The 14,921-nt window shown below is 49.0% G+C and carries 11 protein-coding genes; 9 read left to right on the top strand and 2 right to left on the bottom strand.

All coding sequences use genetic code 11. The features are described from left to right. From NF543_RS18715 to NF543_RS18675, 9 genes are all read left to right on the top strand, one after another. On the top strand, positions 1–2,892 hold the full coding sequence (locus NF543_RS18715) for a glycosyl hydrolase (RefSeq protein WP_257669713.1): 2,892 nt from the start codon (positions 1–3) through the stop codon (positions 2,890–2,892). A gap of 69 nt (positions 2,893–2,961) precedes the next feature. After that, positions 2,962–4,257: a DUF4861 domain-containing protein gene (locus NF543_RS18710; RefSeq protein WP_257669712.1), complete on the top strand. Its 1,296-nt coding sequence runs from the start codon at positions 2,962–2,964 to the stop codon at positions 4,255–4,257. 281 nt (positions 4,258–4,538) lie between these two features. Further along, positions 4,539–5,300 carry an EboA domain-containing protein gene (locus NF543_RS18705; protein ID WP_257669711.1) on the top strand — a complete coding sequence of 254 codons (762 nt, stop codon included), beginning with the start codon at positions 4,539–4,541 and terminating at the stop codon, positions 5,298–5,300. Positions 5,301–5,309: 9 nt separating this feature from the next. Further along, positions 5,310–6,290: a TatD family hydrolase gene (locus NF543_RS18700; RefSeq protein ID WP_257669710.1), complete on the top strand. Its 981-nt coding sequence runs from the start codon at positions 5,310–5,312 to the stop codon at positions 6,288–6,290. 18 nt (positions 6,291–6,308) lie between these two features. After that, positions 6,309–7,193, top strand: a complete 885-nt coding sequence (gene eboC, locus NF543_RS18695) for a UbiA-like protein EboC (RefSeq protein ID WP_257669709.1) — start codon at positions 6,309–6,311, stop codon at positions 7,191–7,193. 13 nt (positions 7,194–7,206) lie between these two features. Beyond that, positions 7,207–8,373 (top strand): 3-dehydroquinate synthase, encoded by a 1,167-nt coding sequence (locus NF543_RS18690; RefSeq protein ID WP_257669708.1) that lies wholly within the window; start codon positions 7,207–7,209, stop codon positions 8,371–8,373. A gap of 1 nt (position 8,374) precedes the next feature. Further along, entirely contained in the window at positions 8,375–9,595 is a 1,221-nt protein-coding gene (gene eboE, locus NF543_RS18685) for a metabolite traffic protein EboE (RefSeq protein WP_257669707.1), read from the top strand. A gap of 1 nt (position 9,596) precedes the next feature. Beyond that, positions 9,597–10,949 (top strand): alkaline phosphatase family protein, encoded by a 1,353-nt coding sequence (locus NF543_RS18680; protein WP_257669706.1) that lies wholly within the window; start codon positions 9,597–9,599, stop codon positions 10,947–10,949. A gap of 93 nt (positions 10,950–11,042) precedes the next feature. After that, entirely contained in the window at positions 11,043–13,247 is a 2,205-nt protein-coding gene (locus NF543_RS18675; protein ID WP_257669705.1) for a family 78 glycoside hydrolase catalytic domain, read from the top strand. 42 nt (positions 13,248–13,289) lie between these two features. Here NF543_RS18675 and NF543_RS18670 read toward each other — a convergent pair whose 3' ends face one another. Together NF543_RS18670 and NF543_RS18665 are read right to left on the bottom strand one after the other, a co-directional pair. Beyond that, entirely contained in the window at positions 13,290–13,613 is a 324-nt protein-coding gene (locus tag NF543_RS18670) for a hypothetical protein (RefSeq protein ID WP_257669704.1), read from the bottom strand. Between the two features lie 67 nt (positions 13,614–13,680). Then, a complete protein-coding gene (locus tag NF543_RS18665) occupies positions 13,681–14,874 on the bottom strand; it encodes a glycoside hydrolase family 76 protein (RefSeq protein ID WP_257669703.1) in 1,194 nt (397 codons plus the stop codon). Between the last annotated feature and the right edge of the window lie 47 nt (positions 14,875–14,921).

The raw sequence follows: 14,921 nt of genomic DNA, 5'->3' as shown, positions 1-14,921 counted from the left end.
ATGTCTTACCTGAAAGTTGTTTTTATAAGTCTGGTGGGTTTGCTGGCGGCTTGTCAGCAAAATCCGGACATGGATTCCCGGGGAGCTGGGCTGTCGGAGGAGTTGTTTGGGGAACCGATCCCTGAATTTGGCATCCGCTGCTGGTGGTGGTGGTTGAACGGGAATGTGACCAAAGTGTCCATTACCCGAGATCTGGAGGAGATGAAAGCCAAAGGATTCAGCGGGGCCTGTATCTTTGATGCCGGCGGGGCCGACCAGCGGGGGAATGCACAGGTGCCTGAGGGCCCGATGTTCGGTAGCCCCGAATGGCAGGAGCTTTACCGGCATGCCGTAAAAGAAGCCCACCGTCTGGGTCTGGTGCTGAGCCTGAGTATCCAAAGCGGGTGGAACCTGGGCGGCCCGGATGTGACTCCGCAGGAGTCGGCCAAGCACCTGACTTGGTCAGAGACCGTTGTGTCGGGCGGTCGGCATGATGAACACAAGCTGCCCTTACCGCCTCACCGAATCGGTTTTTATCAGGATTTTGCCGTGCTGGCTTTCCCTTACCGGGATACCGCAGGGATAAAACCGGTCAGTGATCTAAAGGTCAAGGCTGCTTTTGTTGAGGCGGCCTTTTCGGCTTCGGATACCCGGTACCTGCTTGATGATACAAACTCGGAAGACGGGAAAATACATGCCGGAGCCGCGGAGATCATCGACCTGACACCGTACATGGATGAACAAGGCGTTTTACGTTGGGAAGTGCCGGAAGGAAAATGGGTCGTGATGCGTTTCGGATATACGAATAATGGCTCGCACGTATCCACTTCCAGCGGCAAATGGCAGGGCCTGGTGCTGGATTACATGAGCCGGAAGCATTTTACGCGTTATTGGGATACCCATGTGCTACCTCTGCTGGAAAGCATCGACACCCTGGCGGGAACGACCGTCCGTTACTTGCAGACCGACAGCTGGGAGTTGGGCGGGGTCAATTGGACCGAAAATTTCCGGGAAGAGTTCCGAGCCAAGAGGGGGTACGATCTGTTCCCTTACCTGCCGGTCGTTGCCGGAAAGATCATTGGCAACCGGGAGACGAGCAATCGTTTCCTGGCAGATTTTCGCAAGACCATCGGCGACTGTATCTCGGATAATCATTACCGGGTTTTCGCTGAGAAAGCAGCCGAATATGGAATGGGTATTCAGCCTGAATCGGCCGGACCGCATGCCGGGCCGTTTGACGGGTTAATGAATTATGGATACAGCGAGTTGATGATGAGTGAGTTCTGGTCGCCATCCGGACACCGACCTACTCCCGAAAAGCGCTTTTTTGTGAAGCAGGCTTCCAGCGCAGCGCATATCTACGATAAAAAGCTGGTAGGGGCTGAGAGTTTTACCACCATTGGGCACCACTGGGATGACGTGATCTGGGAGGATATGAAACCCAGCTTTGACCACGAGGTGTGCGCCGGACTGAACCTGGCTTTCCTGCATACGTTTACTAACTCTCCCACTGAGATGGGGATCCCGGGCCAGGAGTATTTTGCGGGCACGCATATCAACCCTAACATTACCTGGTGGGAGCACGCTGGAGCTTTTTTTGACTACATGGCCAGGATTCAGTATATGATGCAGCACGGTCGTTTTCAGGCCGATGTGCTTTATTACTATGGCGATCATGTGCCCAACATCGGCACGCTGAAAGCGAGCGACCCGGCGGGCGCATTGCCTGACTTTGATTACGACCTCATCAATGAGGATCGTTTGATGTCGCTTCAAATGGTGGATGGATGGCTTACCCTGCCACATGGCATGCGATATCGGGTTTTGGTACTTCCGGATCATGCGGTACTGTCTTTAGCTGCGCTTCGGAAGGTCACCGAACTGGTGAATGCCGGTGCGGCAATTCTTGGCCCGAAGCCCCTCAAAACGGTCAGCCTGATGCATCATCCCGATTCGGAACATGAAGTGAAACGAATGGCAACGGCACTTTGGGGAGAAGCGTCTACTACCAAAGGGAAGCGCAAAGTGGGGGTGGGTTCCGTAGCTTGGGGTTATACCGCACGTGAGTTGTTGTTGGAGCGGGGCATACAGCCGGATTGCCGTTTCGAACAGCTTTCGGACACCTCCCTCCATTTTGATTACATACACCATGTCCGCAATGACGATGAGGAGTCGTACTATTTCCTGAGCAGCCAAAACAAGCAGGCTTGTGATGCTGTGGTATCCTTCCGCATAACCGGAAAATTGCCGGAGTTTTGGAATCCAGTATCCGGCGAAATTAAGCCTGCACGTGCGTACCAACAGGTGGGTGGGCTTACCAAGGTTCCAGTGCATTTCGATCCGATGGGATCGTGGTTTGTAATGTTCAGGCAGGATATCCCAACGGATCAACAAGGTCAAGGATCCGCCAATATTGCGGCGTTCATCCCCGTGGATACCTTGGATGGTACTTGGAAAGTGCGTTTTGATGAACGATGGGGAGCGCCTTCCGAAGCGGAATTTCAGGAATTGATGGATTGGACAGGCCATCCCGATCCGGGTATTCGATACTATTCGGGAACGGCGAAGTATCTGAAATCGTTCCATTATGATGGAAAAACGCCGAAACAGCTTTGGATAGATTTAGGTAAGGTCGTTGACGTAGGGATAGCCCGTGTCTGGCTGAACGGCGAGGACTTGGGCGTATTGTGGACACCTCCCTACCGGGTGGTGGTGGACGAACTGGTGGAGGGCGATCATGTACTTGAGGTGGAAGTAGTCAATAGTTGGCGGAACCGGTTGGTGGGCGACCGTGGCCAGCCTGTGGAAAAGCGCTATACCCAAACCAACATCACCATAAAAGATGATTGGGAGTTACTGGAATCTGGGTTGATTGGACCGGTGGTGTTGGGGTATAAACGTAGTGCTCCTTAGAAAAGGGATCCATCGGTTATAAACCGTCATTGAAAATGTATAATTTTGATGGAAGTTTAAATACAAATCATGCTACAAATCACGCGGATGAAAAATACGTTAATGATTACGCTGGTCTCCATGCTCTTGTTTTCCTGCAATCGGAGTGATAAAGGAATTGCCATAACGCTGAAAAATACAGCTGATATCGACTTATCGGGTAAAGCAATCGCTGTAAAAAGGACAGCTTTAACGACAGATGAGGGCGATGGTCGATTCCCATTAGTATTGAATGCTCAAGGCGATACCATCCCCTCCCAAACGGACGATATGAACGGTGATGGCGAATGGGATGAATTGTTCTTTTTGGTGGATATGCCTTCCCAAGGAGAAATAACGGTAACGCTGAAACATACCGACGATTCCATGGCGTACGAAAAGCGGACATCAGTCCGTTTCGGCAAAAGAGATTCGGGGACGTCTCCCGTGGAGCCAAAGCTCGGCGATACATTATATGCAGATCAATTGCCCCTGAGTATCGGATATCAACCTTATCAGACCGATGGCCCTTCCTGGGAAAACGACAAGGTCGGATTCAGGCATTATCTTGATGGTCGCAATGCAAAGGATGTCTTTGGTAAAAAGGTGGCTTATCTGAGCCCCTCGAATGTCGGGCTTACTTCATCCAGAGCTGTGGAAGACAATTATCATGTGATGGCGGATTGGGGGAGAGACATCCTTGCTGTAGGCAATTCGGTAGGCCTTGGAGGAGTGGCGTTGAAAATAGGGGATGAGTTTTGCCGTTTAGGGGTTACCGTAAATGACTCGGTCAACAATGTCGAGCGTACGATATTTCACATTACAGCTGATGGCCCTTTACGTTCTTCAATGGATTTTAAATATGAAAATTGGGCAGCAAGCGAGCGTATGTATCATGTGCGTGAGCAGGTATCCATCTGGCCAGGCATGTACGCGTATAAAAACTCGGTATCCATTGAGGAATTGCAAGGTGATGAAACGTTACTGGTAGGATTGGTGAATATCCATACAGCGGAAAAGCCGAAAGAAATCACCGTTGCCGACGAGTGGGTTGTATTGTATACGCATGATTGGCAGACTTACGAAAAAGAATGGCGTCTTGGCCTGGGGCTTATTGTGCCCAAAGCATTGTACCAGGGTTATATAGAAGCCCCTAGCCAGGGACCCTTAACGAATAGCTATATGGCTCAATTGGATATATCCGATGGAAAACCAGTAGCATACTATTCCGTGGCTGGATGGGAATTAGCAGACCAAGCCTTCTTGGAAGCTGAGGGTTTTGAACAATACATCGTGAATTTGGCCGAACAATTGGCTGCTGAAGTAACTGTAAACATCATACAATGAAGTGAAGTGGTTGACGGTGACGAGAAAAATTGTAAATTTCCTCTATAAAAGCTGTCTTTTAGCGGCAGAGGAGAGGCCAATAACTGCGTAGCATTCATGAGTACCTATGAGAATAGACAATAACGAATAACTTCACTTTTATATAAAATGCGATTTTATTGCATATAAAAGCGAATTTATCTAAGTTTGAAGGCTTGATAGGATTTCAGGTGTGCCTTGGTACACCGATGAAAATACCCTCCAGAAACATACAGTTGAAACCCCTTAGTGGTTGAAAGACCATGAATGATAGCGATAACCACTTGAAAGATACTCTTTCTATAGCGCATAGTGAGCATTTCGGATTGATAGCCAACCGGATTGAGCAGCATATTAATGGTACGGAATGGAAATGGTTGCTTAATAACCTGAATGATATCGCCGATCCCCAACCGCAGCTGGTGGCTAGGATATTTACCACGATTCCGAGAAACATCAGATCCATCGATAAAGATTTATATATTTCCTTCGCGGAAGAAGAAAACATCGGGCGTAATCAGCTGCCATTGCTGGTGAAAGATTGGACCCTGGTGAGGTTGATACGAGTTTGGGTGCTGATGCATATCCCCGCAAGGGATCAAGCTGGATATGTGCGGTTGATTGAGCAGCTGTTTAAATATGGTGAAATGGAGGAACTTGTGGCGCTCTATGCAGCCTTGCCGATATATCACTATCCAGCGGCATGGCGTTTGCGGTGTGTGGAAGGCATAAGAAGCAATATCGGGGCTGTCAGGCATGCCATCATGATCCATAACCATTATCCGAGTCAATTCTTAGACGAAGGGGCATGGAACCAACTGGTGTTGAAAGCCTTCTTTACGGATGAAGACATCCATAACATAGTAGGTTTGAAACAGCGGAATAATGAAAAACTGGCCCAAGCTTTGGTGGATTATGCATATGAGCTTCATGCAGCCAAAAGGAGCATAAACCCCATGTTGTGGATATTGGTTGCCCCGTTTATGGATGCAAGGGCATACCGGCTAATGGAACAAACTTCATAAGTTAGATTTATGTGTAATTATAATGATCGTGACGGGGCGTTGATGGGACAGCGTGTCGCATTAGAGTTGGATTTGGTCAAAGGATTGCGTTTTTTCGATCCCCACATCCATATGGTTTCTAGGACAACTGATGATTATCAGGCCATGGCTGATGCTGGTGTGGTTGCGGTCATCGAACCGGCATTTTGGGTTGGCCAACCACGTACAGGCATCGATACATTTAGGGACTATTATAGCAGCCTGATTGGCTGGGAACGCTTTAGGGCCTCTCAATTTGGGATAAAACACTTCTGTACCATTGGGCTGAATTCCAGGGAGGCGAATAATGAAGCATTGGCCGAAGAGGTGATGGAACTGCTTCCTTTCTTCGTTTACAAAGAAGGCGTTGTTGGCGTTGGAGAGATTGGATTTGACGATCAAACCCCTGCGGAAGAAAAGTATTATAGGCTACAGTTGGAACTTGCGAAAGAAGCGGGACTTCCGGTTCAGGTACATACCCCACATCGGGATAAAACCAAAGGAACTTCCAGAAGTATGGATATTGCCATTGAGCATGGATTGGACCCGGCGATGGTTATCATCGACCATAATACGGAAGAGACGGTCAGGGAAGTGCTGGACAAAGGCTTTTGGGCAGCGTTTACCATCTACCCATTTACCAAAATGGGCAATGAGCGCATGGTACAAATCGTTAAGGAATATGGCCCCGAGCGGATCATGGTTAATTCTGCGGCCGATTGGGGCATCAGCGACCCGTTGGCCGTACCGAAGACTGCCGCACTGATGGTCAAGAGCGGGATAGCCAGGGAAGCTATTGAAATGGTATGCTATAAAAATGCAGTGGCGGCATTTTCCCAAAGCGGGCAGCTGGACGAAGCCATGTTGAATGCAAAGGACCGTATTGATCAGGGCAAGAAGTTTGAAGGCAACTCTATTTTAAGGGGAGGACAGCAGCCCCGCAGGGATGCCGATTCCATCGTTATCTCTTAAGGCCAGCGAATGAGGCGCATGTGGAAAGCATATTTACAATTGATGCGTCCGGCAAACGTTGTCACGGCCGTGTCGGATGTCTTGGCAGGAGCCGCAATTTCGACCATTTATTTGGAAGGAGAAGGTTTGGACCTGTCGGTATTTTCCCTTGCGATATTGTCGGTATCCACCATCGGATTGTATGGTGGAGGCGTTGTTTTCAATGATGTTTTCGATGCGAAGCTGGACGCCAAAGAGCGGCCTGAACGCCCGATACCCAGTGGAAAAGTGCCTCTAAAGCATGCCATGGTTTTTGGTTCATTGCTGTTTGCAGTCGGTGTGCTGGCCGCTGGGTTTTTAACCGCTATTTCTTGTGCCATAGCCATTTCCATTACGTTGATGTGCCTGTTGTACGATAAATGGGCGAAACATCATTTCGTGGCCGGCCCTATCGTTATGGGGTTATGCAGGGGGTTGAATTTAATGCTGGGGATGAGCATATTCGTCGCCGCGTTACCACAAGTTTGGATGTTGTCATTCATCCCGATTATATATATCGCTGCTATTACTACGATCAGTAGGGGTGAGGTACACGGTGGGAAAAAAATCCCACTTTTATTTTCGGCACTATTATATGCGATTGTAATTGGATTTGTCACCTATTTCGGCGTGCTGAAAGGTGGGGGATGGCTAGGTATGGCGATTTTGATAGTGTTCGCGGCAATGATTTATACGCCCTTACTTAAAGCCATTAAAACACAAGCTGCCGGAGATATTCGTAAATCCGTGAAATATGGGGTGTTGGCATTAATTTTTATGAACGCGGTTTGGGTGGCCGCAGCCGGCTTGACAGGGCTGACGGTTGTGGTATTGTCACTTTTTCCAATATCCATTTGGCTGTCAAAAATGTTTTCGGTTACTTAACAATTCTTTTTACATGATCAAGACATCGATTAGGCAATCATTTACAGTTACATACCAATACGACGTACACTTTACAGCGGATTTGTTTGCCGTGGATAACCGACTACTGGCGCAATTTTTTGATAACCAGGCCATCGATGCGGCGCCCAAGTTATTGGTTGTAATCGACGAGGGTGTAGCGGCGCACCACGATGAGCTGATAGAACGGATAACCGCGTATTTCAGGGGATTTCCGTGTGTTTCACTCATCGATGAGGTGATGGTGGTGCCGGGGGGTGAAGCCGCGAAAAATGACCATGCCGTGGTAGATCGTATCGTGGATGCCGTGGATCGGCATGGCATCGACCGCCACTCCTACATAATGGCCATTGGGGGTGGGGCCGTACTGGATGCCGTGGGCTACGCCACCACGATTGCGCACAGGGGTATCAGGCACATCCGAGTGCCGACTACCGTCCTCTCCCAAAACGACTCTGGCATGGGTGTAAAAAACGGTATCAACTACCAGGGGAAGAAAAACTTCATCGGAACGTTCAGCCCACCGGTTGCCGTATTCAATGATCGCTCCTTCTTGCAGAGCTTATCGCATCGCCAATGGCTGGCCGGGATATCGGAGGCTATAAAGGTGGCCCTGATTAAAGATGCTGATTTCTTTGAATGGATAGCAGGGCATACGTTCCAGCTCCATAACCGCGATATGGTGGCGATGGAATACCTGATTTATCGGTGTGCCGAGCTGCATTTGCAACACATCGCAGGTGCGGATCCATTTGAATTCGGGTCGTCCAGGCCTTTGGATTTTGGCCATTGGAGCGCACATAAACTGGAGCAGCTTTCGGCCTTTGAAGTCATACACGGCGAGGCCGTTGCCATCGGCATTGCCTTGGATAGCGTGTATTCGTCGTTGGCTGGTTTGCTGCCACAAGCAGATGCCGAGCGCATCATAGACGTATTGCAGGCACTAGGCTTGCCCGTCTTCCATCCACTTTTGGAATCCGGCAACGATCAGCAGCATCCCCTGCTTGCCGGTCTGGAGGAATTCAGGGAGCATCTGGGTGGTCGGCTGACCATCATGTTGCTTGAAGTGATTGGCAAGGGGATTGAAGTAAATGCATTGGACAACGAACTGATCCTGCAGGCCGCCACGGCCCTGCAGCACCGGGTAGCAATTCACAGCTGACATGTTTACCACACACGGACACCTCACATATTGCACCAATATCCACGGCGGGGAAAAATGGGATGACCACTTTAGGTTGTTGAAGACCCATTTCCCAACGATAAAAAATGCGGTCTCACCGCAGCGTCCGATGGGAATCGGGCTGCGCCTCTCCGATTTGGCAAGCAAAGCTTTGATGGATGATAAGGAGCTGGCTGTATTCAAGGACTGGCTTGCCGACAAGGATGCCTATGTGTTTACGATGAATGGGTTCCCTTTCGGGGCTTTCCATGACCACGTGGTGAAAGCACATGTGCATACGCCGGACTGGACAACTGCTGATCGGCTCCAGTATACCAAACGGATGTTTGATATCCTTGCCCAATTGGTTCCCGATGGGTTGGAGGGCGGTATATCCACCTCGCCCCTGGCCTACAGGCATTGGTATAACGATGCCGAGCATACGTGGACAGCCATGCGCAAGCGGGCTACGCAACAGGTGGTAGATGTGGTTCAGCATCTCATCAGAATACAACAAGAGCAGGGAAAGACCTTGCACCTCGATATTGAACCCGAGCCGGATGGCGTGCTGGAAAGCGGTGAGGAATTTGTCACCTGGTATGAGGAGGAACTGGTGCCGGAGGGAGTAGCGATACTATCGAAAGAGCCTGGATTCACACCGGCCGAAGCGGAGCAGGCGATCAAGCACCATATCCGGCTTTGCTATGATGTCTGTCATTTTGCATTGGGCTACGAGCAACACCAGGACGTGGTCGAAACATTGACCAGGCATGGTATACAAATCGGGAAATTTCAGATCAGCGCAGCCATCAAGGCTGCAATGCCGACCGACACCGCAGCCAGACAAGCAATCGGCGATGCATTTATGGCGTTTGATGAACCCACTTATTTGCATCAGGTCATTGCAAAATGGCAAAACGGACAGCTTATTCGCTTCAAGGATTTGCCAGATGCGCAATCCGCCCTTTTTGATGAACAGGTGACGGAGTGGCGCTCGCATTTCCATGTGCCCATATTTTTAGCGGATTTAGGTAAGTTGCAGTCAACGCAGTCAGACATCATACAACTGCTGGATATCCATAACGATAACCGGTTGACCAGCCATCTCGAAGTGGAAACCTATACCTGGGGTGTTTTACCGGAACACCTGCAGTTGCCTATAGCCGATTCCATCTTGCGCGAACTACGATGGGTGCTTGATCAATTTGCTGAACAACATTGAGATGAGAAAAACGATTGTAATCGATGTTGTGGGACTGTCTTCCGCTTTGGTTGGCGAACATACCCCTTTTTTGAAGAAATACTTGCGGAATGCCCACCTAAGCCATATAAAACCCCACCTACCGGCGGTTACCACTTCGATGCAGTCTACTTACCTCACGGGCTTGTGGCCATCACAACACGGCATTGTCGGGAATGGCTGGTATGACCGCGTAGATTGCGAAGTGAAGTTTTGGAAGCAGTCCAATAAGCTGGTGCAAGGGGAATCCGTGTGGGATACAGCCAAGCGCATGGATCCTAATTTTACCTGCGCCCAGTTGTTTTGGTGGTATAATATGTATTCCTCGGTAGATTATTCGGTGACCCCGCGGCCGAATTATTTGGCAGATGGCCGCAAAATGCCCGATTGTTATTCCCATCCCGCTGAGTTGCGGGATGAATTGCAACGTGAACTCGGGCAGTTTCCGCTGTTCAGTTTTTGGGGGCCTGGGGCCAATATCGCTTCTTCGGAATGGATTGCAGCGGCGTCTATGTACGTGGAAGAAAAATATAACCCCACCCTTAGTTTGGTCTATTTGCCACACCTGGATTATTGCCAGCAGAAGTTTGGTCCGGATGTGAAGAAAATCGGCAAAGAAGTGCTGGAGATCGATGCCTTATTGGAAAGACTGGTCGAGTTTTACGAGCAACGCGGGGCAAACGTTATCCTGCTATCGGAGTACGGGATTGTGCCCGTGTCCCGCCCCATACACATCAACCGGATATTGCGCAGCGCTGGTCTCATCAGCATTCGCATAGAGCGAGGTCTGGAATTGCTGGATGCGGGGGCATCCCAAGCATTTGCTGTATCCGACCACCAAATTGCACATATCTATACGAAAGACGAATCCATAAAAGCGCAAGTAATGAAGCTGTTGGCCGCCGAGGAAGGAGTAGATCTTTTATTGGATGGCGAGGGCAAAAAGCAATACCACCTCGATCATGAACGGGCTGGAGACATTGTGGCTATTGCGAAACCCGACAGTTGGTTTACCTATTATTTCTGGTTGGACGATAAGCTTGCACCTGATTATGCAACGGTTGTGGATATCCACAAGAAACCAGGTTATGATCCCGTGGAAATGTTCATGACCTCCAAACCCCGTGCAGCGTACAAATTACTCAGGAAGAAACTAGGGTTTCGGTATGTGATGGATGTTATACCATTGGATGCTACGTTGGTCAAGGGGTCGCATGGCGCAATCAACATACCGGAAGCCTATTACCCAGTTTTGATAACACGAGAAAAACAAGGGGAAGTTTTGGTGGAACCGGTGGCTATTAAAGACATGATATTGAACAGTATTTTTGGATAACCAGTAAAAAGCTTTCGTATGTTTAAACCTAGGAAATGTCCCATAAAATGGGTTTTATGCCTTGCCATTTTGTGCGGTTTGAGTGTGGTTGGTATGACCTTACAGGCTCAAGATGTCCAAGTACACCACCTCAAAGTAGACCATCTACAATACCCTGCGCTCCAGATGGTAAACGGTTATCCCGTTGGCGGTTATGCTATTGGAACGGGGCAACGGGTATTAATAGCCAATACCCAACCTGCGTTTGGCTGGGAATTGTCGGGCGCTCGTATGGGGATAATGCAATCGGCCTATCGGATAATGGTATCCCAAAATCGCGATAGCCTTACCAAGGGTGTCGGGGGCATTTGGGATTCCGGCAAAATGGAGTCTGAAGAATCCACCACGGTATTATATCAGGGTATTCCATTGGAGACCAATTCCAATTACTTCTGGCAAGTGATGGTGTGGGACGATCAAGGTAGGCCATCGTCCTGGTCGGCGATTTCTAATTTTTGGACAGCCGATAGCTTGAGCGACTACAACACCTCCGCTTACCCGTTGCAGAAAACCGATGAAATGCCCAAATCGCTGACCAAGGTTGACGATGTGGTGCGGATTGATTTTGGCAAGGCTTCATTCGGCCAGCTCCGCTTGACGCTGGCTGCTTCGAAAGACGGGGACACCATAACCGTGAGGTTGGGGGAGGCTGTAAATCCGGATGGCAGCATTAACCGTGATCCCGGTGGAACCATTCGTTATGCCAAATACCAAGTGCCCTTGATGCGTGGACGACATACCTACCGATTGCAATTGAGTCCTAACCAACGTAATACGGGTCCACAAGCCATCAAAATGCCCGATTATATTGGCGAAGTGATGCCTTTTCGCTATGGTGAAGTAACTGGCCATGTAGGCGAATTGAAAAAGGATGATTTCGTCCGTTCCACTGTGCATTATCCTTTTGACGACTTCGCATCTGATTTTGAAAGCTCGGATTCGATATTGAACGCTGTGTGGGAATTGTGCAAGTATAGTATCAAAGCCACGTCCTTTGCTGGTATCTATGTAGATGGCGATCGCGAACGAATCCCTTATGAGGCGGATGCTTATATCAACCAGCTTTGCCATTATGGTGTAGACAAGGAATATAGCATGGCTCGCCGTTCGCATGAATACCTGCTCCACCATGCCACTTGGCCCACGGAATGGATTTTACAATCTGTACTCATGGCTTATCATGATTACTTGTATACAGGTGACATTCGCTCAGCACGACATTACTATGAAGACCTGAAAGCCAAATTGCTGTTGCCATTAAGGGAGAATAATGGCCTCATCAGCACAAAAACCGAGAAGCAAAATAAGCAACTGATGCAAGCCATCCATTTTCAAGGAGATGCGCTGCGGGATATTGTGGATTGGCCCCATACGGGGGGCTTCGGCATGGTGGGCAACGGAGAAACCGATGGGTTTGTGTTTACCACCTATAATGCTGTGGTCAACGCTTTCCATTACAAGGCACTTAGGGATATGGAGAAGCTGGCTGTAGCTTTAGGAAACCATGACGATGCCGCCCATTTTTCCATAAAAGCGGATGAAACGTATAAGGCATTCCAATCGCTGCTATGGGATAAACGTAAGCGCGTATTTCGCGATGGAATTGATACGGACCATGCATCGCTGCATACGAATATGATGGCGCTGGCATTTGGGTTGGTTCCGGAAAAAGAAACCCGCCATGTAATGGATTTTATCCGTTCAAGGGGGGTGGCTTGCAGTGTGTATGGTAGCCAGTTCCTGCTGGATGCCACTTATACAGCAGGTGACGCCAATTATGGGTTGTCTTTGCTCACTTCGCAGGGCGACCGAAGTTGGTACAACATGATCCGTGCTGGAAGTACCATTACAATGGAAGCTTGGGACAACAAATATAAGCCCAACCAAGATTGGAACCATGCATGGGGTGCGGTACCGGCCAATGCTATTCCGCGGAAATTGATGGGTGTGGAGCCATTGGAACCGGGCTGGAGAACATTCCGGGTGAGACCGCAGATCGGCTCATTGGAATGGGCAACCATCAAAGTACCTACCCTTAAAGGATCTGTCGACCTATCGTGTCGGCAAGGACAAGGTACCTATTCCATGCACCTGACCATACCGCCTAATACGCAAGCCTACATTGAAATCCCTGTTCAAGCCATTCCCAATCCACAAGTGACTGTTAATGGAAGAAAGGTTGATTTTGAGCTAGATCATGGATTCATCCGGTTATCAGCAATGGGCAGTGGAACCTATGATATCGAAGTCATGAAGTGAATGTTATTCGCACGGACCTGCCCATGCCTTGTTGCCGTTTAGCTATAAGATTTTTACCGCGATGGGCTCCAGTTGGTCGCCCGTATTCTCCACCTGCACTTCCACTTTTCCACCTTTACTCAGCGCATCAAATTCTATTGGGATGTCATCTGATCCTGTGAGGACGGTCTCATCCGTAAAATATAGCTCCAACAATTTATTGTCGGCCGTGCGTACGTATATTTCCCGTTGTTCCGACACGACTTTTTCAACGACGCCCTCATAGGTGCCTGATTCAACCAAATCGGTTCCTTTGTTCTCACCACAAGATTGCAGCAAGAAAAAGACAGCTGCAGTTACGAAGGCGATTATTCTTAATGTTTTCATGATTAATTATTTATATGGTTAACTGTTCCCTATACGAAATAACAACAGACATAACCAATGGTTTTGTTTATCTATCCACTGCCTCATTTGCGCCTGATAATGGTGGGCAGACCAACATGAGTGCGGGAATCCCAGACGCATCGTAACAACTGACCACATCAGTGGACTCCACTTGCTTGGTGTAATTTTTGCCCATAAGTCCCCTTGTCTTGTCGCGGTAATGCCAGCCGTAATTGATCGTACGGCGGAGCCACGGCAGGTATGCTGGTTTATCGCAATCTTCAATCAGACGGATAATGTATTGTGCAAAAATCGCAGTGTAGATCCCTTGTTCCTCCCCACCTTCATAGGGTAGCAACTGCATATCTCCGGACATGGTGTGAAAGGTATAGTCTGCAGCGAGAACGGCTTCATCCAAATAGCGCTGTTCCTTGGTCTCTTCATAAAGCATGACCGCCGCGCCGATGCATGTAGCCTGGTTGTATACGTGCGTCTTCCAATTTGGCGTATTGGAACCGTGCTTTGAATCGGCCACCGCACCGAGCTGCTTATCAAAGAGATTTTCAGATGCCCATGCATAGATTTTCTTGGCCTTCAAGAAGTAATCGGAATTCTTGGTGACCTTATATAAGGTCATGGCGGCGATAACGGTAGGATAATTGATGCAGGCCATCTTGCCACCGCCATCTTTCGGCTGGCTGGGATTGCGTTGGTTCCATTGCCAATACATCCCGCCCTCAACAGAATCATAGGATCCACCGTCGCCCACCACAGGAGAGCCGGACCAAACCCGTTCAAAGCCGCTCTCGGATAGCCTGAGGTAGTCTTCGTTTTTCGTAAGCTCGTAACCTCTGGCCAGCGAAATGACCCACCACATGATGTCGTCATAAATGAACCATACCTTGCCATTATCCCAATTGAACCGGTCATAATGGTCATGATTGCCTTGATAAATATCCGTGATTAATTGCTTATGTGCTCCCGAATTGGTTTTCTTAAATGCATTCATGGCCATATCCCAATAGATGGCCTGTGTCCAGATGGCGCCCACCGCTGTTTGCGCTTCCGTATCGCGCATATATAGCTTTCGTTCAGGATGGAGTAGGTGCCGGTTGAACGCTTCATAGGCTTCCGAGATATCGGCCTCTATATAGGGTGTCGTAAGATCTTCTCCAACCGTGGTGGGAATCGTGTCGCTATTGGCATCGCAGCGAACGAGGAATGCCGGTATAATGCTTACTAATAAATAATAAAGGGTCATTTTCTGGATATTTTTTATTGTTTATGATTTTGTAGCTATGTTGTGGT

Source organism: Parapedobacter tibetensis (assembly GCF_024704835.1).
GTDB lineage: Bacteria > Bacteroidota > Bacteroidia > Sphingobacteriales > Sphingobacteriaceae > Parapedobacter > Parapedobacter tibetensis.
The sequence above is the reverse complement of the archived record's forward strand: the minus strand, read 5'-3'. Positions and strand labels throughout refer to the sequence as shown.

What these genes read in the sequence shown, in the direction of transcription:
- NF543_RS18670 (WP_257669704.1), bottom strand. Translation starts at nt 13,613, where the DNA reads ATGAAAACATTAAGAATAATCGCCTTCGTAACTGCAGCTGTCTTTTTC.
- eboC (WP_257669709.1), top strand. Translation starts at nt 6,309, where the DNA reads ATGTGGAAAGCATATTTACAATTGATGCGTCCGGCAAACGTTGTCACG.
- NF543_RS18705 (WP_257669711.1), top strand. Translation starts at nt 4,539, where the DNA reads ATGAATGATAGCGATAACCACTTGAAAGATACTCTTTCTATAGCGCAT.
- NF543_RS18680 (WP_257669706.1), top strand. Translation starts at nt 9,597, where the DNA reads ATGAGAAAAACGATTGTAATCGATGTTGTGGGACTGTCTTCCGCTTTG.
- NF543_RS18715 (WP_257669713.1), top strand. Translation starts at nt 1, where the DNA reads ATGTCTTACCTGAAAGTTGTTTTTATAAGTCTGGTGGGTTTGCTGGCG.
- NF543_RS18675 (WP_257669705.1), top strand. Translation starts at nt 11,043, where the DNA reads ATGACCTTACAGGCTCAAGATGTCCAAGTACACCACCTCAAAGTAGAC.
- NF543_RS18710 (WP_257669712.1), top strand. Translation starts at nt 2,962, where the DNA reads ATGCTACAAATCACGCGGATGAAAAATACGTTAATGATTACGCTGGTC.
- NF543_RS18690 (WP_257669708.1), top strand. Translation starts at nt 7,207, where the DNA reads ATGATCAAGACATCGATTAGGCAATCATTTACAGTTACATACCAATAC.
- eboE (WP_257669707.1), top strand. Translation starts at nt 8,375, where the DNA reads ATGTTTACCACACACGGACACCTCACATATTGCACCAATATCCACGGC.
- NF543_RS18665 (WP_257669703.1), bottom strand. Translation starts at nt 14,874, where the DNA reads ATGACCCTTTATTATTTATTAGTAAGCATTATACCGGCATTCCTCGTT.
- NF543_RS18700 (WP_257669710.1), top strand. Translation starts at nt 5,310, where the DNA reads ATGTGTAATTATAATGATCGTGACGGGGCGTTGATGGGACAGCGTGTC.